Source organism: Brevundimonas sp. NIBR11, assembly GCF_027912535.1.
Lineage (GTDB): Bacteria > Pseudomonadota > Alphaproteobacteria > Caulobacterales > Caulobacteraceae > Brevundimonas.
The window spans coordinates 45,001-67,377 of the sequence record NZ_CP115465.1 but is presented as its reverse complement, the minus strand read 5'-3'; the positions used below and the strand labels follow the sequence as shown (position 1 = coordinate 67,377).

Genomic DNA, 22,377 nt, shown 5'->3' with positions numbered 1-22,377 from the left:
ATCACAAGCGGGAACCCTGATGATGAAGCGTCTTCTCATGGGGACGCTCGCCGCCCTCGCGCTCGCCGCCCCGGCCGTCGCGCAGGAGGCGCCGACCTGGTCCTTCGCCATCCACGGCGGGGCGGGCGTGATCGAGCGGGCGAACCTGACCGGCGAACAGGACGCCGCCTATCGCGCGGCCCTGACCCGCGCGCTGGAGGCCGGCGCCGAGGTCCTGCGAAACGGTGGCGAGGCCCTGGACGCCGTCCAGGCCGCGATCCAGCTGATGGAGGACGATCCGCTCTTCAACGCCGGTCGAGGCGCGGTCTTCACCGCCGCTGGTCGCAACGAGCTGGACGCCGCCGTGATGAACGGAGAGGACCTGACCGCCGGCGCCGTGGCGGGCCTGACCACCACCCGCCATCCGATCGCCGCCGCCCGCGCGGTGATGGAGCAGAGCCCCCACGTCATGCTGATCGGCACGGGCGCCGACAGCTTCGCCGCCTCCCAGGGACTGGAACAGGTCGATCCGAGCTTCTTTTTCACCGAGCGCCGCTGGCAGGGTTTGGTGAAGTTCCTGACCGACAACAACCTGCCCATCCCCGAACGCCCGGCCGGCGCACCCGCAGCCGGCATGGCTTCGCTGGAGCCCGCCCCGCCCCTGAACGAGCGCAAGTTCGGCACCGTCGGCGCCGTCGCACTCGACTCGCAGGGGAACCTCGCGGCCGGCACGTCCACCGGCGGCACGACCGGCAAGCGCTGGGGCCGGGTCGGCGACGTCCCGGTGATCGGCGCAGGCACCTACGCCTCCAACCGCGACGGCTGCGCGGTCTCGGCCACGGGGGACGGGGAGTATTTCATCCGGGCCACGGTCGCACGCGACATCTGCGCTTCCATTGGCGAAACCCGGCGCTGGAGCGATGGCGAACGCGCTGTGAACGATGCTGGGCTCAGCGCCGCCTGCCGTGGTCCGGAAGAAGCCGTCTGTCGGCGTGCACTCCGCCCTGTGCAGGCCGCCGCCGACTACGAGATCGCGGACGCCGACGACCTCGGTGGCAAGGGCGGCGTCATCGTCATGGGCCTGGACGGCGATCCAGCCTTCTCCATGTCGACCTCCGGCATGTATCGCGGCCAAATCTCTGCGATTACGCCGACCCCGCGTGTCGCCATCTACGCTGACGAGGCCCCGTGACCGACGAACTGACCCAGATGGCGCAGGAGGAGCTGAACTCGGCCTGTTCCCTGACCTGGCCCGAACTGAAGCGGATCACGCCCTGGGGCGACAGCTTCGAGGGCTTCGCCCCCTCCGGCCGCACGGTCGAGGTCGAGCGCCGCTACCTGTGGGCGCTGGACCCCGAGGGCGCCATCATCGTCGAGGTCGAGGTTCGCGACGCCGCCGCCCGCGAGGGAGTCGAGGCCCGGGCGGTCCTGCACGCCCCGCGCTGAAACCGTCACGCTTGCGCGTTAACCTTTTGCTTGGCGGACCATGGGTCGTTGATCCATGATCGGTTCGGCCAGACAGGAGCGCGTCGATGATGTCCCAGGATTTTGCGCCGGCGGACTCCTTCTACGAGCCGGCTCAGGACGGCCTGGTCCTGGGCGTGCCGCCGCTGCTGCTCGCCTTCCTGCTGATCCTGCTGCTCGCGGCCGGTTTGCTGGGCTGGTGGCTGGGCCAGAAGCCGCGAAACGCCGCCGGTCATGACGGGCCGGCGATCTGGAAGGCGGTGGACGAGGCCATCCGCGCGACGATGACCGCCCACTCCAACAGCCTCGTCGATAGCGCCCACGATCTGCAGCGGGTCATTCAGAATAGGTTGGGCAAGACCCTGGCCCTGGGCGCGGGCTTCGCTCCGCTGGCGGCCCTCGACGAAGCCTTGGCCGATCCCGCCGGCGATCATGGGCACGGGCATGACCACGGCCATGGCCCGGACCACGGAGGCTCGCACGACAAGCACGATGCCCACGCCGATGACGCCCATGCCGACAAGACTGACCTCACGGCTGCCCGAGGCATCGTAATCGAACGCGCCAGCCATGTCGTCATCCACCAGCCGCCTCGCCGCCCGACGCCGGCGCGCCCGACCACGCCCTCCACGCCTGCGCCCCCTCCGACCGAGGCCCAGCGTCGCGACGCCATCCGCAAGGCCGTGTCCGACCTGAACGATCACTGGCGCCTCAAGGAGGCCCGTATCGACGAGATCGCGGCCGCCCACAGGGAACTGTCCGCCCGCTGAGACGATCCGCGCCGCCGGCGGTTTGCACGCTGTGCGAAAGCGCCTAGCCTGCCGCCATGAAACTCGCCTCGCTCAAACACGGCCGCGACGGTCGCCTCGTGGTCGTCTCCTCGGACCTCGCCTGGTTCACCGACGCCTTCCTGATCGCCCCGACACTACAGGCCGCGCTGGACGACTGGGAGCAGGTCGAGCCCAAACTCCGCGCCCTGGCCGAGAGCCTCGACCACGAGGCCGTGCCACGCGGCCGCTTCCACGAACGCGACGCCGCCGCCCCCCTGCCCCGCGCCTATCAGTGGGCGGACGGCTCGGCCTATGTGAACCACGTCGAACTGGTGCGTAAGGCGCGCGGCGCCGAGATGCCCACGAGCTTCTGGACCGACCCCCTGATGTATCAGGGCGGCTCCGACCACTTCATGGGCGCTCGCGATCCGATCCCGCTCGCCGACGAAAGCTGGGGCTGCGACCTGGAAGCCGAGATTGTCGTCGTCACCGGAGACGTGCCGCAGGGCGTCTCGCCGGAAGAGGCCCGCAATCACATCCGTCTGGTCGGCCTCGTCAACGACGTGTCCCTGCGCAACCTTATCCCCGGCGAACTGGGCAAGGGCTTCGGCTTCGTCCAGTCCAAGCCCGCCTCGACCCTGTCGCCCGTCTTCGTCACCCCGGATGCGCTTGGCGACCGCTGGAAGGACGGCAAGCTCTCGGGCGCCCTCACGGTCCAGCTGAACGGCAAGGATTTCGGAAGCGCCGACGCCGGCGTCGACATGACCTTCGACTTCGGCGTCCTGATCGCCCACCTGGCCAAGACGCGCAGCCTCGTCGCCGGCACGATCATCGGTTCGGGCACAGTGTCCAACAAGGGCGCCGACGGCGGTCCCGGCAAGCCGGTCTCCGAGGGCGGCCTCGGCTACTCCTGCATCGCCGAGATCCGCACGGTCGAAACGATCAACACCGGCGCGGCGACGACCCCCTTCCTCAAGCACGGCGACACCGTCCGCATCGAGATGCTGGACGACAGACACCACTCCATCTTCGGCGCCATCGAACAGACCGTTCAGCCGATCTGAACCCCTTCCCAGCCAGCCCGCGACCGGCCTAATGTGCGCCCTGCGGCAAGCCGCCGCAGGGGGATTTTTCGGCATGACGCCGCAACAGTACGCACCGCTCATCGTCATTCTGGTCATCCTGCCGCTGATCCTGCTCAGGAACCGCGCGCCCCGGACCCTGCGGCCGCAATGGATGTGGGTCACCCCGGCCGTCATCGTGCCCCTGATGGGTCTGGCCCTATGGGGGACCAGCATGGAGCCGGGCGCGGATCACACCCCGTTCGACGCCGTCTCCTGGATGATCCTTCTGGTCGGCTTCGGCCTCGGCTGCGCGGCCGGCTGGTGGCGCGGCAAAATGACCACCATCGAGAAACACGCCGACGGCACGCTGAAGGCCCAGGCCTCGCCGCTTGGCATCATCTTGATTATCGGGCTTTTTTTGGGCCGCAGCGCCCTGCGGTCGGTGCTGGAGCCGCACGCCGCCGCCTGGGGTCTGAACGCCCTCGCCATCGCCGACGCTTTCCTGGTGTTTGTCGTCGGCATGATCGTGGTGCAACGTATCGAGATGTTCATTCGCGCGCGGCGTGTTCTGGCGGGCGGAACGGACAGTCACGTCGAGGCCGCCGCCTGATCCACCCCTGTCGAGAGTAAGCGTATGCGTCTTCAAGCCCTGGCCTCCATCGCCCTTCTCGCCGGCGCCGGCTCCGCTCTCGCCCAGGACACGGTCGAGGATTGGGAGATCATACGCCAGCCGGAGCGCAAGACCGTTTTCGCCTTCGTCCCGACGACCACCGGCCTGACGATTGGCTTCCGATGTGTGGACGGGAGCTTCGGCGCCGTGATCGGGGGCCTGCCCGAGGCCCCCCGCGGGTCCCGCATCCGCACTCTTCAGTTTATAGACGAGGACGGCGAGTCGCATTCAACGACCTGGAGCGTGACCACCGACCGCACCGTCGCCCTGGCCGACTACCCCGCCAGCCTGGCCCGCAATCTGCGCGAGGGCGGTGAGATCGGCATCGTGATTCCCGGCGGCGGCGGAGAGGGTCGCAACCTGCGCCACAACCTGACGCTTCCGGCGTCCTCGGCCGCCGTGGACGAGACCCTGACGGCCTGCAACCGGCCGACGCAAGACCCCCGCGACGCCCTCCTGCCCGAGATCGAGGAGAGCGGCCTGCCCGACGGCGTGACCTGGGCGCGCGCGCCCCGTCCGTCCTATCCCCAGACCAACTATGCCGAGGGCTTCGCAGTCGTCACCTGCGTGGTCCAGCCGGACGGCGCCCTGGCCCAGTGCCAGATCGAGTCCGAACATCCCGACGACGGCCGGTTCGGCCGCAATGCGCTGCGCGCCACGACCGACGCCCGCATCGTCAGCCCGGGCGAGACCGTGGGCCAGTACGCGCCCCGGATGATCGGTTTCCGGGTCAACTATCGGATGGCCAACTAGGATCGGAGGCGTCTCGGCTGGCTCGGGCGAATGACCTTGGCGGAGAACCGCTCCATCTCTTCTTCCTGCGGCGACATCTGCAGGAGGACCAGATCCAGACCGGCGTCTTCGAACGCCTCCATCCGGTCACGGACGGTCTCGGGCGTGCCGACGAAGCCGGGACGCAGACCCCGGTTCGAGACGCTGTACTCGCGGATCTTCAGTTCCCGCTCCAGCTCGGTGCCGCTGAGCCACTGGTCGAAGTTGGCGAACCCGGCTGGCGGCGCTCCTTCGGCCAGGCCGGGGATGGTCGTGATCCGCTCCAGCTCGCGCATCGCCTCCGCGTCGGTGTCGCGCACGATCGCATAGCCGGCCATGCCGTACTGCATCGGCGGCAGGCCGAACGCCTCGCGCCGCGTCCGCATGTCGGCGATCTTGGCCGCGATATGCTCCGGCTCGTCGCCGTGCATGACATAGGCGTCGCAGTATCTGGCAATCAGGGTCTTGGCCGCCTCGGATTCCCCACCCGCATAGATGACCGGACGCGGCCGTTCCGGGCTCGACGTCGGCTTCGGCTCCACGATGGCGTCCTTCAGCGTGTAGTAGCGCCCTTCGAAATCGACCCGCTTCTCCGTCCACAGGCGATCCAGCACCTGCAGCCACTCCGTCGTGCGCGCATAGCGGTCGTCATGCTGGTCGAATTGCAGACCGTAGCTCTCGGCCTCCTTGGCCCACCACGAAGACACCACGTTCAAAGCCAACCGTCCGCCCGAAATCCGGTCGATATTGGCCGCCTGTTTCGCGAACAGGGCGGGCTGATGGAAGTTCGGCCGCACCGCCACCATCAGCTCGATCGTCTCGGTCACGGCCGCCAGGGCCGCCGCCGTCGACCAGGCGTCCAGCGCCGGCGCCTCGATCCCCTTGATGTCGTTCAGGTTCAGCTCGGCGATCAGCGTCAGGTCATAGCCCAGGGCCTCGGACCGCTTCACCAGCCGCGAGGCGTTCTCCCACGAGGCCTCGCGCTCGCCGTCGACGTTGCGCAGCCACCCGCCGAAGACCGGCGCCCAGTATCCGTACCTCATGCCGCCGCTCCCCCGTTTCGCTTCGCCTTCTCCTCGGCGACGATGCCCTTCAGCCATTCGACCAGGTCGTCGTGCGGGTCGAAGCCCAGCACCTCGACCGGCTTGGCGACGAAGTTCGACAGGCCGTTGATGTCGTAGAACAGGATCGATCCGTCCCGGTCGTCGATCAGATACTCGATCCCCCCGACCTCCAGCTCGGCCGCGACGGCCAACCGCTCGACCGCCTCGATGATCTCGGGCGGCGGCGTCGTCTTCGTCATGGTCAGGGTCGGCGCGCCGGGCCGCACCAGACACGCATCGGCCGGACACAGGTCGAAGGCGTCGCCGGGGCTCTCGATGTCGATGGCGTAGAGATATCTGCCGTTCAGGGTCTCGACCCGGGTGACCTTGCCGTCTCGCCGCGGCGCGTACTCCTGCACCAGGGAAATCCCGTTGACCCCGACGGGGCACCATTTCTCGCCCGCCGCCTCGGCCAGCTTCTCGGCGTCTTCATAGCGGGTGATGCCGGCCCCGGCCCCGCCAATGTCCGCCTTGACCAACAGGGGATAGCGCAACCCTTCCGCCGCCTTCGGAATGTCCGCCTGCCGGTGCGCCACCCGCGTCGCCGGCCCTTTCAAACCCAGGCGGGCGATCAGCGACATCTGCCGCGCCTTGGACGTATCGATGTTCATGGCCGATGCGTTCACCACCCGCGTCCCCTGCCCCTGCCAGTGCTCGAACAGGCTCTGGGCGTAGAAGATCGGATGCTCGGGCTCCCTCAGGAAGGACGACATGGCCACGCGGCTGAACACCACCGTCCCCGGCGCCGGCGACCCGGCCGGATCGAAGGTGTCGCCCGCCAGCGGGACCTTCACATAGCTGACCCCATGCCGGTCCAGGGCCGCGAACAGAGGCTCGAACCATTCGGGATGCTCATAGACGATGGCGAGATCGGGCAATGCGTCGGTCATGGGAGGGCAGATGCGTTACACCACGATGGAACGCAAGAGGCGGGACGCACAATCGCCGCCAGAGTTTCTCTCGCCGCCTCCAAAAAATCTTCCGGTCACGTAGCGCGAACCCCAACTGGCGACTAAACAGTCCGTCCGCACAGAGCCCCTGTGGTGGAATTGGTAGACGCGCCGGACTCAAAATCCGGTTCCGCGAGGAGTGTCGGTTCGAGTCCGACCGGGGGCACCAACGGTCAGCGCCAGCCACGCCGAACCGGCCGCCCCGCCTCTTCCAGCGCCAGCAAGAACCCCTCTTGCCCCTCGTCGCCGACCTGGTCGGACAGGGCCTGGGCCTGCTGGACCAGCTGCTGCACCTCGTCCCCGCCGGAACCCAGCGCCAGTCGCGTCAGCGCCACAGCCCGGGACCGGATCAGGGCCAGGGCCGCCTGAGGATTACGCCCCTCCAGACGTGAGGCCCACAGCGGGACCTCGTCGGCCGAGCCGCGAATCTCGCCTGCCCGGGCCACGACCATCTCCCCGGCTTCGCGCAGCGCCGGCCAGTTCATCAGGAAGCGCAGGCCCGCCGTGGCGTCCGGATAGGCGGCGGCGTGGGCGAAGGCGCGGTCCAGGGCGACGACATCCTCGAAATCCGGCAGCTTGGCGATCTCGGCTCGCAGCGGCGCCTCGGCCAGGGTCCGCTCGAACAGCATCCAGCGCGCGTCGGACGCCCCCTTCTGGTCGCCCTCGGCCTCGAGCACGGCGACCTCGGCGGCCAGCCAGCTCTCGGGAGGCGGGGGCGGCGGTTCGGGCTCGCGCCGGCCCCAGCGCGAGGTCTCCCTCACCACCGGCCGAGACGCCTCCAGCGCCGCCCGCGCCTCGGCGGCCCGTCCGGCCTCGGCCAGACGGCGGGCGACTTCGGCGCCGATCTCGGGTTTCGTCCGATCCTCGTCGGGCAGGGAGGCGACCCAGGCGTCGAGGTCGCCGGACCGGTCCGCCAGTTTCCGCACCACCAGGGCCAGCCGCCCGGTCGGCCTGGGCTTGCCGTCGGTGATCCCCATCAGCACCGCCCGCGCCAGCTCGGGCTCCATGCCTGCGGCCCCGCGCCCGACCCACGACGCCCATTCCGACAGCCGGGTGCTCAGGGCCTCGACGAAGACGGGCGCCGCGACCTCGACCCCCGCCAGCGCCCCGACCGCCGCCAGATCGGCCGAAGCCGCGTCGAACATCGTCGCCAGTTCGCCCTTGGGGTCCTTCACCCGCGCCGACAGTCCCGGATAGAGATCGAACCAGGCGACCAGCCGGTCCAGTCCCAGCCGCGCGTCCATGACGGCCAGCCGGTCGACGATGATCCGCCGCACGGTCCAGAGGTCCGAGATCAGCTCCGGCCGCTTGCGCCACGACACCTTGGCCCGGCTGGTCGCGAGCGTGTTCAGCCGCTTGTCGATCTCCAGCGCCAGATCGGCGGCCCCGACCTCGGCCGCCAGTTCCATGCGCAGCCGGCGTTTCCAGCCGGCGTCCTCCCCCGCCATCTCCATGAGGAGATCGGCCAGACGGTCCGCGCCCAGCGCCTTCAGGTTCGCCGCCGACAGGGTCTTCTTCGCCGTCGCCGGTCGCTTCGCCATGGGTCGCCCTTCTGTCCGCTAGCGTAGTGTGCCCAACGACACGCCCGCCCGTTAGCTCCGACCGGCGCCGCGAACCTCGGGAACGCACCAGTTCGTTGAACATTTGTAAATGAGTTCAAAAGGCCAGTCCCATGATCGCCATCACCGTCGCCCTCGCCCTGTTCGCCGATCCCACCGTCGGCGCCCCGTCGCTCACCCGTGCGGCGCTGACGGCCCAGCCGACCCCGGCCGTGTCGATGGCCCCGACCCCGCCGCCGGTGCTTCAAAGCGTGGCCGTGACCCTGGAGTGCACGGCCTTCGCGGACGGCCGCGTCGGCGACTGCAAGGTGCTCGAAGAGACGCACCCCGGCATGGGCTTCGGCGAGGCCGCCATCGCCCTGATGCGTGACGCCACCACCGACCGCTCGCCCGCCGACCATCAGTTCGCCCGCACCATTCAGTTCATGCCGTAGCGCTCGCCGTCACGGCCAAGCCATCTCGCAGTTGCGAAAAGTTACAGCGCGGGCGGTTGCGATGCAGCCGCCCGAGGCTCATCTGTACCCCATGACCTCCCCCAGCGCCGCTCCCCCCGCCGCAAAGGGCCCGGGCTTCCCCGAGTTCGTCTGCATGATCGCCCTGATGATGGCGCTGAATGCGCTGGCCATCGATTCCATGCTGCCGGCCCTGCCCGACATCGGGAATGCGCTGGGCGTCGCCAACGAGAACAGCCGCCAGTGGGTCATCACCGCCTATCTGCTCGGCTTCGGCGCCATGCAGATCGCCTATGGCCCTCTATCTGACCGGTTCGGGCGCAAGCCGATCCTCATGATCGGCGTTGGCCTCTATGTCGCCTTCAGTCTCGTCGCCATGCTGGCCCCCACCTTCGAGACCCTGATCCTGGCCCGTGTCGGTCAGGGCCTGGGCTCGGCCGCGACCCGCGTCCTGGCCGTCTCCATCGTGCGCGACCGGTTCTCCGGCCGGACCATGGCGCGGGTGATGAGCCTCAGCTTCCTGGTCTTCCTCGGCGTGCCGATCATCGCGCCCTCGCTAGGTCAGGTGATTCTTTTGGTCGCCCCTTGGGAGGCCATCTTCGGCGTCCTCGCCTTCGCCGGCGTCGCCCTGATGATATGGGCGGGCCTGCGCCTTCCCGAGACCCTGCATCCGCAGGACCGCCTCCCGATCGAGGCCCGGCGGATCGCGCTGGCCTTCAGGGAGGCGCTCACCAACCGCACCTCCATCGGCTACACCCTGGCCATGACGGCGATCACGGGCGCCCTGTTCGCCTTCATCAACTCGTCGCAGCAGATCTTCTTCGACGTGTTCGAGGCCCCGGCCCTGTTCACCACCGTCTTCGCCCTGATCGCCGGGGGCATCGCGCTCGCCTCCATCACCAATGCGAAACTGGTCGAGAAACTGGGCTCGCGCATGATCGGTCACACGGCGCTGCTGGGCTTCATCTCCTTCGGCGCCATCCATCTGATGGTCTGCCTCAGCGGACACGAGACCATCTGGACCTTCGGCATTCTTCAGGCCTGCACCATGTTCTGCTTCGGCCTGCTGGCGGGCAATTTCGGCGCCATGGCCATGGAGCCGATGGGCCATATCGCCGGCACCGCCTCCTCGGCCCAGGGCTTCATCTCGACCATCGTCGGCTCCCTGATCGGCTTCGCCATCGGTCAGGCCTTCAACGGCACGGTCGTGCCGATGACGGCGGGCATCACGGCCTGCGGCATCGCGGCCCTGTTGTTCGTCCTGCTGGCCGAGCGCGGCAGGTTGTTCGTGGCCCGGAACCGGGTCCCGGCCCCGGCGGAATAGTCCGCCCGCCCCCTTGATCTGGCCACGCTTTCAGGGCTCCCTCCGCGCCAAACGTTTCGGAGTTCGCCTCAGATGTCCCGCGCCCGCCTTCTCGTCATGGCCTCCACCGCCGCCCTGCTCGCCGCCGTCGCCGCCTGCGCCCAGGGCGACGTGAAGTCCGACATGCCGCCCCTGCCGGCCTCGGCCACCGCCCCGATCACCTACGAGGCGGACATCCACTCCTACGCCCAGCCCGCCGTCGCCCGGGTCAAGCACGTCGATCTCGACCTGACCGCCGACTTCGCGACCAAGACCCTCTCGGGCAAGGCCACCCTGGACGTCACCGGCGTCGCCGGCGCGACCCAGGTCATCCTCGACGTCAAGAACCTGGAGATCCGCTCGGTCACGGACGACAAGGGCGATGCGCTGCAGTTCGCCCTCGGCGCCGAGGACCCGATCAAGGGCCAGCCCCTGACCGTCACCGTCCCGGCCTTCGAGGACGGCAAGGTCCAGAAGATCGTCGTGACCTATTCCACCCGCCCCGACGCGGCGGCGCTCCAGTGGCTGACACCGGCCCAGACCGCCGGCGGCCGGCAGCCCTTCCTCTTCTCCCAGGGCCAGGCCATCCTGACCCGCACCTGGGTTCCGACCCAGGACAGCCCCGGCATCCGCCAGACCTACAGCGCCCGGATCACCGTCCCGGAAGCCCTGACCGCCGTCATGTCCGCCGAGATGCTGACCCCGGAAGGCGAAAGCGCCGCCGCCGGCCAGCATTCCTATCGCTTCCGCATGACCAACCCGGTCCCGCCCTATCTGATCGCGCTCGCGGTCGGCGACCTGAAGTTCGCTTCCGAGGGCGCCCGCGTCGGCGTCTGGACCGAGCCGAGCCGCCTCGACGCCGCCAAGGCCGAGTTCTCGGAAATGGGCCAGCTGGTCGATGCCGCCGAGGCCCTCTACGGCCCCTATCGCTGGGGTCGCTACGATCTGCTGATCCTGCCGCCCTCCTTCCCCTTCGGCGGGATGGAGAACCCGCGCCTGACCTTCGCCACCCCGACCGTGGTCGCCGGCGACAAGTCTCTGGTCTCCCTGGTCGCGCACGAGTTGGCGCACAGCTGGTCGGGCAACCTCGTGACCAACGCCACCTGGTCCGACATCTGGCTCAACGAGGGCACGACCACCTATTTCGAGAACCGCATCATGGAGGCCGTCTACGGCCGCGATCGCGCCCTGATGCTCCAGGTTCTCGGCTGGAACGACCTTCAGGCGTCGCTCGCCGACATGCCGCCGCTCGACACCCGTCTGCACATCGATCTGGAGGGCCGCGATCCCGACGACGGCCTGAACGACATCCCCTACGAGAAGGGAGCCGCCTTCCTGCGCACCATCGAGCGGATCGTCGGCCGCGAACGGTTCGACGCCTGGCTCAAGGGCTATTTCGAACGTCACGCCTTCCAGCCGATGACGGCCGCCGGCTTCCTGACCGATATCCGCGCCAACCTCGTGCGCGGCGATGCGGCGCTCGAACGCGAGCTCCAGCTCGACAACTGGGTCTATCAGCCCGGCCTGCCCTCGAACGCCCAGGCGCCGGTCTCCATCGCCCTGACCGCCGTCGACACCGCCGCCGGCGCCTTCTTCAAGGACAAGGGGCCGGCCTCGGCCATTCCGTGGGCGCGCTGGTCGACGCAGGAGCGCCAGCACTTCCTCGCCTGGCGTCCCGAAGGCGCCGCCGCGACGCGTCCCTGGCTCACCAACGCCCAGTTGGCGGACCTGGAAACCACCCTGAACCTGCGCGCCGAAGGCAATGCCGAGGTCCTGTTCCAGTGGCTTCAGATCGCCGTCGCCCACCGCTATCAGCCGGCCGTCCCGACGCTGGAGCGGTTCCTGACCTCGCAAGGCCGCCGCAAATTCGTCCTGCCGCTCTACACCTCGCTCTGGGCCCAGGGCGACTGGGGCCGCCCCATCGCAACGCGCATCTACGCCCAGGCGCGTCCGGGGTATCATCCGGTCACGACGGGCTCCGTGGACGGCGTCGTCGGGGTTCCGGCTTCTTGAGGACCCTCTCCCGGCGGGAGAGGGATCGTTCACAGGTTCACCACCTCGAACCCGTCCTCGCGCGCCAACTGTTCCGCCAGCACCGCCCGGTGACACGCCGCGTGGTCCGCCTCGAAGCACAGCATCGCCACCCGCTTCTCACCCGCCAGCGCCTTAAGCTGAGCCAGTTGAAGCTGCGACCCCGGCTCGGCCAGGTGATCGGCGAAGATGGCCCGCATCTCGCGGATATAGCCCTTCTTCGCCGCATCCCGTCCTGCCTTGGGCGTGCCGAGCGCGCGCAGATGCAGGTAGTCGATGCCCTCCGCCCTGAGGCTTTCGCCGAGGATGGTCTTTGAAAAGCCCGCCCGCCGCGACGCCGCCACGGCCCGCACGTCGACCAAGGTCTCGACCTTCGCCGCCTTCAGCCGCGCGATGACATCGGCCTGGGTCGCGCCTTCGTATCCGATGGTGAACAGTTTCATGGGTGGGATATGGGGGCCATCGCTATACCCATCAACGGACACCCGAATTCGCCCAACGAATTCAACGCCCGGCTCTGATTAAGGTCTTTATCGCAGGCGCCCCTCAAACCGGGCGTATACTTTTCCCCATCCCGTCGTTGGGGAAGGCGTCCTGGGCCCAGGACCCGGACGTGCGGCGGGGCCGATCGTAGCGGGTAGTCGTGGAGGGAGCCAACGATTTGGCTCCCGAAGCGAATGTTCGAGGGGCGTGAAACCTCGGAGCCCGGCGGGCCTGAGCCCGCCGCCCGTCGCGGGCCTATCGCCTGAGGGTCCAAAGGACCCGGGACCTGTGGTCAATCATCGTTGCGACGATGATGCAGACCCCTCCCGGGGTGTCCGTACACCCGCTGGGCGACGCTCGCGGACCCGGTCGGGGACGGAGCCTCGGCGCGAGCCGAAAAACATTTCATCGGTCCCCGTAACGCGAAAGCAGGGGGCCACCTCGGTTCCGGGCGACCGCCCAGGCTCCGTCGACTTCCCCAACCCGTTCGCAGCGGAGGAGCGATGAGGCGTGCCTGGAGCAAAAGCCTCCCCCTCCCCTCGGGAGAGGGAGAAAGGGCCCGGCCAATCTTGACCTCGCCCTCGCCTTGGCCGCAACTCCGCCCTCCGATTTGCACCAGCCCGGTGACCCCCATGTTCCGCGCCTTCCTGACCGCCGCCGCTCTCGCCGCCCTTGCCCTGCCCGCCCAGGCGCAGGACCTGCTGATCCGGGGCGGGACGATCTACACCGGCGTCGAAAGCGCCCCGACGGCCGAGGTGGTCATCGCCCGCGACGGCCGCATCGCCTACGTCGGTCCGGCGGCCGGCGCTCCCTCCGCCGAAGGCCTCGAGATCGTCGACCTTCACGGCGCGACCCTCTTTCCCGGCTTCACCGACGGCCACGCCCACCTCGACGGTATCGGCTGGCGGGAGTTGACGCTGAACCTCGAAGGCTCGACCTCGGTCGCCGACGCCATGGCCCGGCTCGCTGCCTGGGCCGAGGCCCACCCCGACGGCCCCATCATCGGTCGCGGCTGGATCGAGACCCGCTGGCCCGAGAGCGCGAACGGCGCCCGCTTCCTGACCGCCGCCGACCTGGACGCCGCCGCGCCGGACCGCATCGTCCTTCTGGAGCGCGCCGACGGCCACGCCATCACCGCCTCCTCGGCCGCCCTCGCCGCAGCGAACATCACCGCCTCCACCGTCGCCCCGTCGGGCGGCGAGATCGCCAGGGGCGCGGACGGCCGGCCCACCGGCTTCATCGTCGACGCCGCCACGGCCCTTCTCGCGCCCCTGATGCCCCAGGCCGATCCCGAGGCGAAGCGGAACGCCTATCGCGCCGGCTTCCGCGTCGAGGCCCGCTACGGCTGGACCGGCGTCCATTTCATGAGCGCCCCCGCCGGCGACATCGATCTCCTGGAAGACATGGCTCGCGACGGGGAGGCCTCGATCCGGGTCTATAACGCCGTCACGCCCGACGGCGCCGCCGCCCTGATCGCCTCCGGGCCGCGCGACGTCGCCGATGGCCGGATCATCACGCGCGCCATCAAATATTACGTCGACGGCGCCCTGGGCTCTCGCGGCGCCGCCCTCCACGCCCCCTATTCGGACGCGCCCCACACCTCGGGTCTGATGCAGACCAACGCCGCCGAGATGGGGCCCCTCTATCAGGCGGCCCTGCGCGGCGGCATCCAGGTCGCCACCCACGCCATCGGCGACCGGGGCAACACCGAGGTGCTCAACTGGTATCGCGACGCCATGGCCGCCGTCCCGGCCGGGGAGCGCGGCATCGCCGAGCCGCGCTGGCGCGTCGAGCACGCCCAGATCCTGCGGCCCGCCGACGAGCCGATGTTCCGCGACCTGCACGTCATCGCCTCGATGCAGCCCAGCCACGCCATCGGCGACTTCCACTTCGCCCCCGCCCGCCTCGGCGACGCCCGCCTGGACGGCGCCTACGCCTGGCACAGCCTGGTCGAGCTCGGCGTCGTGGTCGTCGGCGGCTCCGACGCCCCGGTCGAGCGCGGCGATCCCCTGATCGAGTTCTACGCCGCTATCGCCCGCCGCGACCTCGAAGGCTTCCAGGGTCCCGACTGGCGTCCGAACGAGGCCGTCGACCGCGCCACGGCTCTGAAGATGTTCACCGCCTGGCCCGCCTACGCCTCCTTCCGCGAGGATGAGCTGGGCACGATCGAGGTCGGCAAGCGCGCGGACTTCACCGCTTTCGACATCGACCTGATGACCGTTCCGGAAGCCGACATCCCCAGGGGCCACGCGGTCCTGACCGTCGTCGACGGCGAGATCGCTTATCGGGCGGACTAGAAAAAGGGCCGCCCACCTCGCGGTGGACGGCCCAGGTCTTTGACATCGTACGCCGGCTTAGAAGCGGGCGGTCAGGCTGATCGAGGCGCTCTGGCCCAGGTCGTAGGAGTTGACGTCGATCTTGGTCGAACCCAGCTCCTCATACTCGGTGTAGTCGTTGCCGAGCAGGTTGCGCAGTTCGATCGCCAGACCCAGCTCGCGACCCGCGACGTCGAAGTCCTTGCGGTAAACGAAGTCCAGGAAGGTCCCCGGATCCTGGACCAGGTCGGGGTTGCCGGCGATGTTGCGGGCTGAGGTCCGCTCCGAGACGTAGTTCAGGATGAACGTCGCCTGCGAGCGGGCCACATCGTCTTCCCAGCCCAGTTGCAGGTTGGCGACGTGATCCGACTGGCCTTGCAGGCGGCTGCCGTCGACGACGTAGAAGGCCGCGTTCTCCGGCACGCCCAGACCGCTCTGGGTCAGGACGGTGTCGCCCGCCTCCACCTGAACCTCGGAGTCCGAGAAGGTGTAGTTGGCCTGCACCAGCCAGCGCTTGTTGGCGATGAACTCCATGCTCGAATCAGGGAACTCGAAGTATTTCTTCGCCTCGACCTCGGCGCCCATGATCCGGGCGTTCGGAGCGTTCAGGAAGGTCTGCGAGATGTTCGAGCCCTGATCCACGACGCTGGATTCCACCGGCTTGGACAGGTCCTTGTAGAAGACGCCGGCGGTGATGAACTGCTGGCGGGCGAAATACCACTCGAACCGGGCGTCCAGGTTGGTGATCTCGGTGTCGACCAGGAACTGGTTGCCGATGAAGGTCCGGTCCGTCTCGATGTCCCGGTACTGCTGCGGCGCCAGTTCGCGGAACTGCGGACGGCCGATGGTCTTCGATGCGGCCAGACGCAGCTGCATGTCCTCGGCGAAGTTCCACGTCACGGTCGCGGCGGGCAGGACGTACTGCTCGGCGATCGTGGTGCGCGGCAGGCCGGTCACCCCGCCGAACAGGTCGCGCGGGTTGACCGTCTGTTCGCCGTCCTCGTAGCGGACGCCGACGGTCAGGTTGACCAGCGGGATCACCTCGGCCTCGACCTGGCCATAGACGGCGTTGACCGTCAGTTGGCCGTCATAGGCCGCGGCCCCGTTCGAGCCCGTGACCTCCTCGAGCTGCAGATACGGCCCGATGTTGAAGTCCGAGAACAGATAGTCGACGCGCGATTCGAGCTGGTCCGCGGTCAGGGTGTTGATCGCGTTGAAGCGCAGACGACGCTCGGCCGAGTCGCGGTTGTTGTCGTAGGTCGAGGCGCCGACCGTGAACTTGGCTTCGCGGTAGTCCGACAGCGGCAGGATGTACGACAGGTCCGCACCGCCCGACACGACGTCGTCGTTCAGCTCGCTGAAGGCGATCGAGTTCGACTGGATCGAGTGGATGTAGGCGCCCTGGGCGTTCAGCCCGTAGCCGAACTGGGTCTCGTAGGGAGCGTCGCGCGAGGTCTTGGCGTAGGCCGCCCGCCAGTTCAGCTGCCACGCGTCACCGAAGAAATGCTCGCCGGTCAGCTGGGTCGACAGCAGCTGGCGAACATACCAGGCCGTCAGATCCGTGCGACGGGTCGAGCCGGCCGCGTCGTCGACGCCTTCCTGGGTCCGGGCTTCCTTGGTGACGTTGCGGACGTAGAGGTTGGTCCACTTGATCGTGTTCTCGCCGCTCTCGAGGCTGAGACCGCCCAGGAAGTTCAGACCGATGTCGTTCTGGGTCGACTGGAAGCCGAAGTCATTGGCGACCACCAGATTGCCGGCGTCGAGGCGGCCGGTCTGGCGAACGCCCTGGCGGGTCTTCCACGCGTTATCGTAGCCGGCCACGAAGACGGCGCCCACGGCGCCGATGCCGGTGTCCATGGACGCGCCGCCGGTGGCGCCGAGGCTGAAGTTCACCGGCGCCTCTTCACGCTGCAGCAGACGCAGCGGCGCATTGACCAGCGACTGGCCCATGCGACGCAGCTCGGCGGCCGAATAATTGTTGGCGTTGATCCGGCGACCCGAGTTGAAGGCCAGGGCGATCGGACCCGGGACGTCGCGGGTATCGTCGTCGAAGCCCGTGAAGTCCGTCCGCGAGCCCATGTAGATCAGGCTGTCTTGCGCCGTCGTTTCGGTGTTGCCGCCTATGCCCGCCTTCAGGGTGAAGAAAGGCTCGTTCGGCGTCGCGATCGTCTGCAGGTCGATCAGACCGCCGCCGAACTCGCCGGGATAGTTGGCCGAATAGGTCTTCTGGACCGTCACGCCGGCCAGGATGTCCGACGGGAACAAATCCAGCGGAATCACGCGCTGCAGCGGTTCGGGGCTCGGCAGGGGCGAGCCGTTCAGCAGGGCCGAGGAATAGCGCTCGCCCAGACCGCGGACGTAGATGAAGCGGCCTTCGACGATGGACAGGCCGGTGACGCGGGTCAGGGCTTCGGCGGCGTTGGAATCCCCGGTGCGGGCCAGGTCTTCCGCCGTCAGGAAGGCCGCGACTTCCGGGCTCTCGCGGTTTGGTTCGGGGATGTAGCGGCCCAGCACGACGATCTCGTCGACCTGGGTCGACTCGTCTTGGGGATCGGCGGGGACCCCGACCCGTGCGGGGCCTTCAGCCGGGGCGGTTTGAGCGTAAGCGAACGCCGGCGCGATCAACGCGCTGGTGGCCAGCAGGACCCCGCTCAGGGTCAGGGAGAGCGTCTTCATGATCTGCGCCTTGAAGGGGGGTTCAACGAAAGAGAGCGAAGCCGGGGCGACCCGCATGGGCCGCCCCGTTCTCCGTCATCAGCAGGTCGAACCGGCCGCCAGACCGCAGGTCCAGCCGAGGTACCAGGTGTCGGCAGCATTGCGCACGGCGCCGATGTAGGTGACCGAGGTGAAGAACGGGTACAGCGCGTTCCCGTTGGTCGCCACGACCGCCGTCTCGTTGGCGCCGTTGATGAAGTTCAGACCGTTGTTGGTCATCGTCGCGCCGGCAGGGGCCGTCATCGTCGAGGTTCCGGCGGCCGTGTTGTTGGTGTTCGTCGCCGAGATGAAGACGGCGGCGGTGGCGGCGGCGTTCACGTTCGAGTCGTCTTCGTAGGGACGCGAGCAGGCGAAGTAGACCGAGCGGAAGATCGGGGCGTTGGTGACCGTCTGGGCGTCATCGATGTCCAGGCAGGCCGCGGCCGAGGTCGTCGGGTTGGTGAAGACCGAGTTGATGATCGTCGGCTTGGTGCCGGTGTTGAGGGTGATGATCGCGTCGGCGGCCACGGCGGCGTTGCGGCCGACGATGGTGAAGTTCGAGATCTTGGGCTCGGCGTAGAAGGTCGTGCCCGACGGAGCGGCCGACCATTCGAGGCCGCGCGAACCGTTGGTCACGGCCGTCGGCTTTTGGGTGATGATGCCGAACTGGGCGCCGCCCTTCCAGCCCGTGTCCGTGTCCAGGCCGTCGTCGTCGGCGCCGTTGATGACGATGTTGCGCAGGTTGACGGTGCCGCCGAAGATTTCGATGCCGTCGTCCGACGAGTTGTAGGACTGGAAGAACTCCACCGTCGTGCCCGAGCCCACGCCGGCCAGGGTCAGGGCCTGGAGCTCGTTGTTCGGCGACAGTTCGAAGCCCGAGTAGTTGACCTGCACGTAGCGCAGGCGACCCGAGTTATCGGCCAGGGTGTTGCCGCCGTAGTTGGCGCTGGTGCCTTCGACCTGACCGACGCACGAGGCGCTCGGGGCGGTGACGCCCGCCGGGCAGACGGCGGTCGGGGCGCGACCGGCGATCACGATGCCGCCCCACTGGCCTTGTGAGCTCAGGTTGGTCTGGCCTTCGATGTTCTGGCGGCTCGTGAAGACGATCGGCTGGGTCGCGGTGCCCTCAGCAAAGATTTGCGAGCCGCGGTTGATCAGCAGGTAGTCCGAGCCGCCCGAGGCGAAGACCTTCACCCCCGGATCGATGGTCAGGATGCCCTGGACGCTGCCGGCGACCGGAGCGGCCGGATCCGCGCCGCGGTCGGTGCCGACCTGGGTGCGGCCCGAGATGGCGTAGATGGTGCCGGCTCGGACCGACAGGGTCAGCGAGCCCGTGATCGTCTCGGGCAGCTGGCAGGCGCGCAGGGTGTTGTTGGCGACGGTGCCGACGTTGGTCAGACCCGTGGGGCAGTCAGCGGCCGGGGTGCCCGGAGGCGGCGTGGTCGGACCGGTGCCGCCACCGCCGGTCCCGCCGTTGCCGAAATCGCCCTCACCGGGGGAGGCCACTTCGGCGGAGCCGCAGGCGGCCAGCGCCATCACGGCCGCACCGGCCATCAGAACCTTGGTCAGACGAAGCATCGAGATCCCCTCGGGTTGGAAATGTTTGATCGCCACGCGCCGTTCGACACGTTCCCAGCGATCCCGAGGGCCGCCTTTAAGAGGTCATTGCAAAGCTGAAATGACAGAAAATCGCTCGAATATTACAGTCGATCCGAGCTCTGATTTATGTTCACCGAACTTTCGCGACGAATACTTGACGTCACTTCGGCGACATTGTTTCTGGACGCGGAGCGATTGTCACAGAAGCGATTAAATCAGCCTCCAGGCCTTGAGCCGGCGACACTTTCCGCTAGGTTGCCCCGTGCTTCCGCGGGCGTGATGTAGTGGTAGCCTGAAAGCTTCCCAAGCTTTTCGTGCGGGTTCGATTCCCGCCGCCCGCTCCATAAATCAATGACTTACACAGGCGTGGGTCCGACCACGGAGCAGATCGTTCGTCTATCTGAGTCTTTCCCGAACATCGCCGCCGAGGCAGCGCTTTACGTCGAGGCCCCGACCTGTCTGCTCGGCTACGACCGACCGCTCGTGTGGTTCGCCCTCTACGCGGTATCGATGGTCTTCGTCCTGCGAGGGCCGGCAGGTTCCCAGGCGCCTGGCTCCTGGCTCGGCTGCCTTGGCAGAGGGTGTTGGCGATTTACCGCCTCGGAGTGTTGGTCTGCTTCGTCGCCGCGGCATTTGCGGTCGTGGCGTCGCCGCCCTCGTTCTTCCCGCCTCGGGCATGTTCATGTCGGTCCTTTATCCGACCATCAACTCAAAGGGCATCCGTCGCTTCGAGCAAAGTCGCCAGAGCCAAACGGCGGGCCTGCTGCTCTTCTTCACATACGTGAGCGCCGTCCTTGTCCCGCTCGCCATGGGATTGCTCGGCGACACGTTCGGCGACGCCACGTTCAGCCTCTCCCTGGGTACGGCTTCCATTCTGGCCCGTGCGGGCTTGGCCGTCTGAAACGCAGGTCAGCGACCCCACAAAGGGACGCCTCGATGCATGCGACGAGGCGGACTACGGGTTAGGCATTGACCCTTCGCAATCGATTGCGCGCTATCGCCCGATCGATTTGAACTCTGCTGTTCCGAGCTTGCACGGTTTCTGCCGTCCTCTTTCGTCCAGGCCAAGACAATGCGCGGCGCAGGTAAGCTCCGCGCCAGCTCGAAGTCCCGCCCTGTCGCCCGTGCAGCGGTTGGCTAACCGTCAGGTCTGGGGCGTGAATGCACCGCAGGTCTCTCACGCGTCCGGAGGGAAATACTGGGGGCAGGCTCTAGCGTTGGGACGCCGCCATCATCGTGCCGGGGGAACCCGCCCGCGTCGCAGGCGGCAAAAAAAAGCCCCGCGGCACTGGGCGGCGGGGCTTTATGTTGTTTGGGTGCGGGAGCAGGATTTGAACCTGCGACCTTCAGGTTATGAGCCTGACGAGCTACCGGGCTGCTCCATCCCGCGGCGAACGGTAGGGTGAAGGAAGACGTTCGAGAGAGGCATTCGTTCTTGATCTGCATATCCGCTGGGTAGACCCGGCGGCGACCTACTCTCCCATGCCTTGAGACATAGTACCATTGGCTCTGGAGGGCTTAACGACCGAGTTCGGGATGGGATCGGGTGGGGAACCTCCGACATAACCACCAGGTCAACCGAGCGGATATGCAGATCCTTGGGCTCGCGCAGCGCGAACGCGCGTGAGGCCAAAGAAGAATGTCGAGAAGACATTGTCGGTGATCAAAAGATCGAATGAGTTTTGCTGAGAAACGATCAAGCCGATCGGATTATTAGTACCAGTAAGCTTCATGCGTCGCCGCACTTCCACACCTGGCCTATCAACGTGGTAGTCTTCCACGATCCTCAGCGAAGCCTTGTTTTGAGGTTAGTTTCCCGCTTAGATGCTTTCAGCGGTTATCTATTCCATACTTAGCTACCCTGCTGCACAGCTGGCGCCATGACAGGTCCACCAGAGGTATGTCCATCCCGGTCCTCTCGTACTAGGGACAGATCCTCTCAAGCTTCGAACACCCACGGCAGATAGGGACCAAACTGTCTCACGACGTTCTGAACCCAGCTCACGTACCACTTTAATCGGCGAACAGCCGAACCCTTGGGACCTGCTCCAGCCCCAGGATGTGATGAGCCGACATCGAGGTGCCAAACTTTGCCGTCGATATGGACTCTTGGGCAAAATCAGCCTGTTATCCCTAGAGTACCTTTTATCCGTTGAGCGATGGCCCTTCCACTCGGGACCACCGGATCACTATGGCCGACTTTCGTCTCTGCTCGACTTGTCAGTCTCGCAGTCAGGCGGGCTTATGCCATTGCACTCGACGACCGATTTCCGACCGGTCTGAGCCCACCATCGCGCGCCTCCGTTACACTTTAGGAGGCGACCGCCCCAGTCAAACTACCCACCACGCCATGTCCCGGGACCGGATAACGGCCCTCGGTTAGACGTCAACGACAGTAAGGGTGGTATTTCAAGGATGGCTCCACCGGTGCTGGCGCCCCGGTTTCATAGCCTCCCACCTATCCTACACATACGGTCGCTAACGCCAAGGCGAAGCTATAGTAAAGGTTCATAGGGTCTTTCCGTCTGACCGCGGGAACCCCGCATCTTCACGGGGAATTCAATTTCACTGAGCCTGTGCTGGAGACAGTGGGGAAGTCGTTACGCCATTCGTGCAGGTCGGAACTTACCCGACAAGGAATTTCGCTACCTTAGGACCGTTATAGTTACGGCCGCCGTTTACCTGGGCTTCAGTTCGACGCTTTCACATCTCCCTTTAACCTTCAGGCACCGGGCAGGCGTCAGACCCTATACGTCGCATTGCTGCTTCGCAGAGCCCTGTGTTTTTGCTAAACAGTCGCTACCCCCTGGCTTGTGCCACTCTGCAGAGGTTGCCCTTAGCAGAGTCACGCTTATTCCGAAGTTACGCGTGCAATTTGCCGAGTTCCTTCAGCACAGTTCTCTCAAGCGCCTTGGTATGCTCTACCTGACCACCTGTGTCGGTTTCGGGTACGGTCTCTGCTGGAGTTATTTCCAGGGACAACTTCCCTGCCAGGACAATCCAATAAGCCCTGACAAGTTGCGCCATCCGTCACTTCCAGCTGGTGCAGGAATATTTACCTGCTTCCCATCGACTACGCTTTTCAGCCTCGCCTTAGGGGCCGACTAACCCTGCGCAGATTAGCTTTACGC

17 protein-coding genes, 3 tRNA genes and 2 rRNA genes (1 of these 22 only partly in view) are annotated in these 22,377 nt (G+C 67.2%); 13 read left to right on the top strand and 9 right to left on the bottom strand.

The window, feature by feature from the left end:
- The first annotated feature begins 19 nt into the window (after window positions 1-19).
- The 6 genes from O5O43_RS00320 (at window position 20) to O5O43_RS00295 (ending at window position 4,700) form a co-directional block, all read left to right on the top strand.
- The gene (locus O5O43_RS00320) at window positions 20-1,171 is read left to right on the top strand and encodes an isoaspartyl peptidase/L-asparaginase (protein WP_271084939.1); all 1,152 of its coding nucleotides are present in this window, start codon (window positions 20-22) and stop codon (window positions 1,169-1,171) included.
- A complete protein-coding gene (locus tag O5O43_RS00315; protein ID WP_348637145.1) occupies window positions 1,168-1,425 on the top strand; it encodes a hypothetical protein in 258 nt (85 codons plus the stop codon). The genes O5O43_RS00320 and O5O43_RS00315 overlap by 4 nt, the downstream gene beginning before the upstream one ends.
- A gap of 86 nt (window positions 1,426-1,511) precedes the next feature.
- Entirely contained in the window at window positions 1,512-2,213 is a 702-nt protein-coding gene (locus tag O5O43_RS00310; RefSeq protein WP_271084938.1) for a hypothetical protein, read from the top strand.
- Between the two features lie 56 nt (window positions 2,214-2,269).
- Window positions 2,270-3,277: a fumarylacetoacetate hydrolase family protein gene (locus O5O43_RS00305; protein ID WP_271084937.1), complete on the top strand. Its 1,008-nt coding sequence runs from the start codon at window positions 2,270-2,272 to the stop codon at window positions 3,275-3,277.
- 73 nt (window positions 3,278-3,350) lie between these two features.
- Entirely contained in the window at window positions 3,351-3,887 is a 537-nt protein-coding gene (locus O5O43_RS00300) for a CcdC protein domain-containing protein (RefSeq protein ID WP_271084936.1), read from the top strand.
- A gap of 24 nt (window positions 3,888-3,911) precedes the next feature.
- Window positions 3,912-4,700 carry a hypothetical protein gene (locus O5O43_RS00295; RefSeq protein WP_271084935.1) on the top strand — a complete coding sequence of 263 codons (789 nt, stop codon included), beginning with the start codon at window positions 3,912-3,914 and terminating at the stop codon, window positions 4,698-4,700.
- Here the strand turns inward: O5O43_RS00295 and O5O43_RS00290 are convergent.
- Complete coding sequence (locus tag O5O43_RS00290; protein WP_271084934.1) at window positions 4,697-5,761, bottom strand: LLM class flavin-dependent oxidoreductase; 1,065 nt, start codon at window positions 5,759-5,761, stop codon at window positions 4,697-4,699. The two genes, O5O43_RS00295 and O5O43_RS00290, sit on opposite strands and share 4 nt — an antisense overlap.
- A complete protein-coding gene (locus tag O5O43_RS00285; RefSeq protein ID WP_271084933.1) occupies window positions 5,758-6,711 on the bottom strand; it encodes an alpha-L-glutamate ligase in 954 nt (317 codons plus the stop codon). The genes O5O43_RS00290 and O5O43_RS00285 overlap by 4 nt, the downstream gene beginning before the upstream one ends.
- A 144-nt stretch (window positions 6,712-6,855) precedes the next feature.
- On the opposite strand from O5O43_RS00285, the gene O5O43_RS00280 reads away from it, so the two are divergent.
- A tRNA-Leu gene (locus O5O43_RS00280) sits at window positions 6,856-6,940 on the top strand.
- A gap of 4 nt (window positions 6,941-6,944) precedes the next feature.
- Here the strand turns inward: O5O43_RS00280 and O5O43_RS00275 are convergent.
- On the bottom strand, window positions 6,945-8,312 hold the full coding sequence (locus tag O5O43_RS00275) for a DUF6880 family protein (RefSeq protein ID WP_271084932.1): 1,368 nt from the start codon (window positions 8,310-8,312) through the stop codon (window positions 6,945-6,947).
- 131 nt (window positions 8,313-8,443) lie between these two features.
- Here O5O43_RS00275 and O5O43_RS00270 point away from each other — a divergent pair, with 131 nt between their 5' ends.
- The 3 genes from O5O43_RS00270 to O5O43_RS00260 all read left to right on the top strand — a co-directional run bounded on the left by O5O43_RS00270 (window position 8,444) and on the right by O5O43_RS00260 (window position 12,137).
- On the top strand, window positions 8,444-8,764 hold the full coding sequence (locus tag O5O43_RS00270) for a hypothetical protein (RefSeq protein WP_271084931.1): 321 nt from the start codon (window positions 8,444-8,446) through the stop codon (window positions 8,762-8,764).
- A gap of 91 nt (window positions 8,765-8,855) precedes the next feature.
- A complete protein-coding gene (locus tag O5O43_RS00265; protein WP_271084930.1) occupies window positions 8,856-10,106 on the top strand; it encodes a multidrug effflux MFS transporter in 1,251 nt (416 codons plus the stop codon).
- A 72-nt stretch (window positions 10,107-10,178) separates the two neighbouring features.
- Window positions 10,179-12,137 carry a M1 family metallopeptidase gene (locus tag O5O43_RS00260; protein ID WP_271084929.1) on the top strand — a complete coding sequence of 653 codons (1,959 nt, stop codon included), beginning with the start codon at window positions 10,179-10,181 and terminating at the stop codon, window positions 12,135-12,137.
- A 29-nt stretch (window positions 12,138-12,166) separates the two neighbouring features.
- Here the strand turns inward: O5O43_RS00260 and O5O43_RS00255 are convergent, their stop codons facing one another.
- On the bottom strand, window positions 12,167-12,598 hold the full coding sequence (locus O5O43_RS00255; RefSeq protein WP_271084928.1) for a DUF488 domain-containing protein: 432 nt from the start codon (window positions 12,596-12,598) through the stop codon (window positions 12,167-12,169).
- 672 nt (window positions 12,599-13,270) lie between these two features.
- Here O5O43_RS00255 and O5O43_RS00250 point away from each other — a divergent pair.
- Window positions 13,271-14,935, top strand: a complete 1,665-nt coding sequence (locus tag O5O43_RS00250) for an amidohydrolase (protein WP_271084927.1) — start codon at window positions 13,271-13,273, stop codon at window positions 14,933-14,935.
- A gap of 57 nt (window positions 14,936-14,992) precedes the next feature.
- Here the strand turns inward: O5O43_RS00250 and O5O43_RS00245 are convergent, their stop codons facing one another.
- Window positions 14,993-17,629 carry a TonB-dependent receptor gene (locus O5O43_RS00245; RefSeq protein WP_271084926.1) on the bottom strand — a complete coding sequence of 879 codons (2,637 nt, stop codon included), beginning with the start codon at window positions 17,627-17,629 and terminating at the stop codon, window positions 14,993-14,995.
- A gap of 78 nt (window positions 17,630-17,707) precedes the next feature.
- A complete protein-coding gene (locus O5O43_RS00240) occupies window positions 17,708-19,225 on the bottom strand; it encodes a hypothetical protein (RefSeq protein ID WP_271084925.1) in 1,518 nt (505 codons plus the stop codon).
- Window positions 19,226-19,516: 291 nt separating this feature from the next.
- Here O5O43_RS00240 and O5O43_RS00235 point away from each other — a divergent pair.
- Window positions 19,517-19,590, top strand: a tRNA-Gly gene (locus tag O5O43_RS00235).
- 332 nt (window positions 19,591-19,922) lie between these two features.
- Window positions 19,923-20,147, top strand: a complete 225-nt coding sequence (locus O5O43_RS00230; RefSeq protein ID WP_271084924.1) for a hypothetical protein — start codon at window positions 19,923-19,925, stop codon at window positions 20,145-20,147.
- Window positions 20,148-20,559: 412 nt separating this feature from the next.
- Here O5O43_RS00230 and O5O43_RS00225 read toward each other — a convergent pair.
- From O5O43_RS00225 to O5O43_RS00215, 3 genes are all read right to left on the bottom strand, one after another.
- Window positions 20,560-20,636, bottom strand: a tRNA-Met gene (locus O5O43_RS00225).
- Between the two features lie 69 nt (window positions 20,637-20,705).
- Window positions 20,706-20,820 (bottom strand): 5S ribosomal RNA (gene rrf, locus O5O43_RS00220).
- Between the two features lie 118 nt (window positions 20,821-20,938).
- Window positions 20,939-22,377, bottom strand: a 23S ribosomal RNA gene (locus O5O43_RS00215); it runs 1,344 nt beyond the window's last position.

Coding starts and splice junctions, on each gene's coding strand:
- O5O43_RS00320 (WP_271084939.1), top strand. CDS start 20: ATGATGAAGCGTCTTCTCATGGGGACGCTCGCCGCCCTCGCGCTCGCC.
- O5O43_RS00310 (WP_271084938.1), top strand. CDS start 1,512: ATGATGTCCCAGGATTTTGCGCCGGCGGACTCCTTCTACGAGCCGGCT.
- O5O43_RS00305 (WP_271084937.1), top strand. CDS start 2,270: ATGAAACTCGCCTCGCTCAAACACGGCCGCGACGGTCGCCTCGTGGTC.
- O5O43_RS00300 (WP_271084936.1), top strand. CDS start 3,351: ATGACGCCGCAACAGTACGCACCGCTCATCGTCATTCTGGTCATCCTG.
- O5O43_RS00295 (WP_271084935.1), top strand. CDS start 3,912: ATGCGTCTTCAAGCCCTGGCCTCCATCGCCCTTCTCGCCGGCGCCGGC.
- O5O43_RS00290 (WP_271084934.1), bottom strand. CDS start 5,761: ATGAGGTACGGATACTGGGCGCCGGTCTTCGGCGGGTGGCTGCGCAAC.
- O5O43_RS00285 (WP_271084933.1), bottom strand. CDS start 6,711: ATGACCGACGCATTGCCCGATCTCGCCATCGTCTATGAGCATCCCGAA.
- O5O43_RS00275 (WP_271084932.1), bottom strand. CDS start 8,312: ATGGCGAAGCGACCGGCGACGGCGAAGAAGACCCTGTCGGCGGCGAAC.
- O5O43_RS00270 (WP_271084931.1), top strand. CDS start 8,444: ATGATCGCCATCACCGTCGCCCTCGCCCTGTTCGCCGATCCCACCGTC.
- O5O43_RS00265 (WP_271084930.1), top strand. CDS start 8,856: ATGACCTCCCCCAGCGCCGCTCCCCCCGCCGCAAAGGGCCCGGGCTTC.
- O5O43_RS00260 (WP_271084929.1), top strand. CDS start 10,179: ATGTCCCGCGCCCGCCTTCTCGTCATGGCCTCCACCGCCGCCCTGCTC.
- O5O43_RS00255 (WP_271084928.1), bottom strand. CDS start 12,598: ATGAAACTGTTCACCATCGGATACGAAGGCGCGACCCAGGCCGATGTC.
- O5O43_RS00250 (WP_271084927.1), top strand. CDS start 13,271: ATGTTCCGCGCCTTCCTGACCGCCGCCGCTCTCGCCGCCCTTGCCCTG.
- O5O43_RS00245 (WP_271084926.1), bottom strand. CDS start 17,629: ATGAAGACGCTCTCCCTGACCCTGAGCGGGGTCCTGCTGGCCACCAGC.
- O5O43_RS00240 (WP_271084925.1), bottom strand. CDS start 19,225: ATGCTTCGTCTGACCAAGGTTCTGATGGCCGGTGCGGCCGTGATGGCG.
- O5O43_RS00230 (WP_271084924.1), top strand. CDS start 19,923: ATGTTCATGTCGGTCCTTTATCCGACCATCAACTCAAAGGGCATCCGT.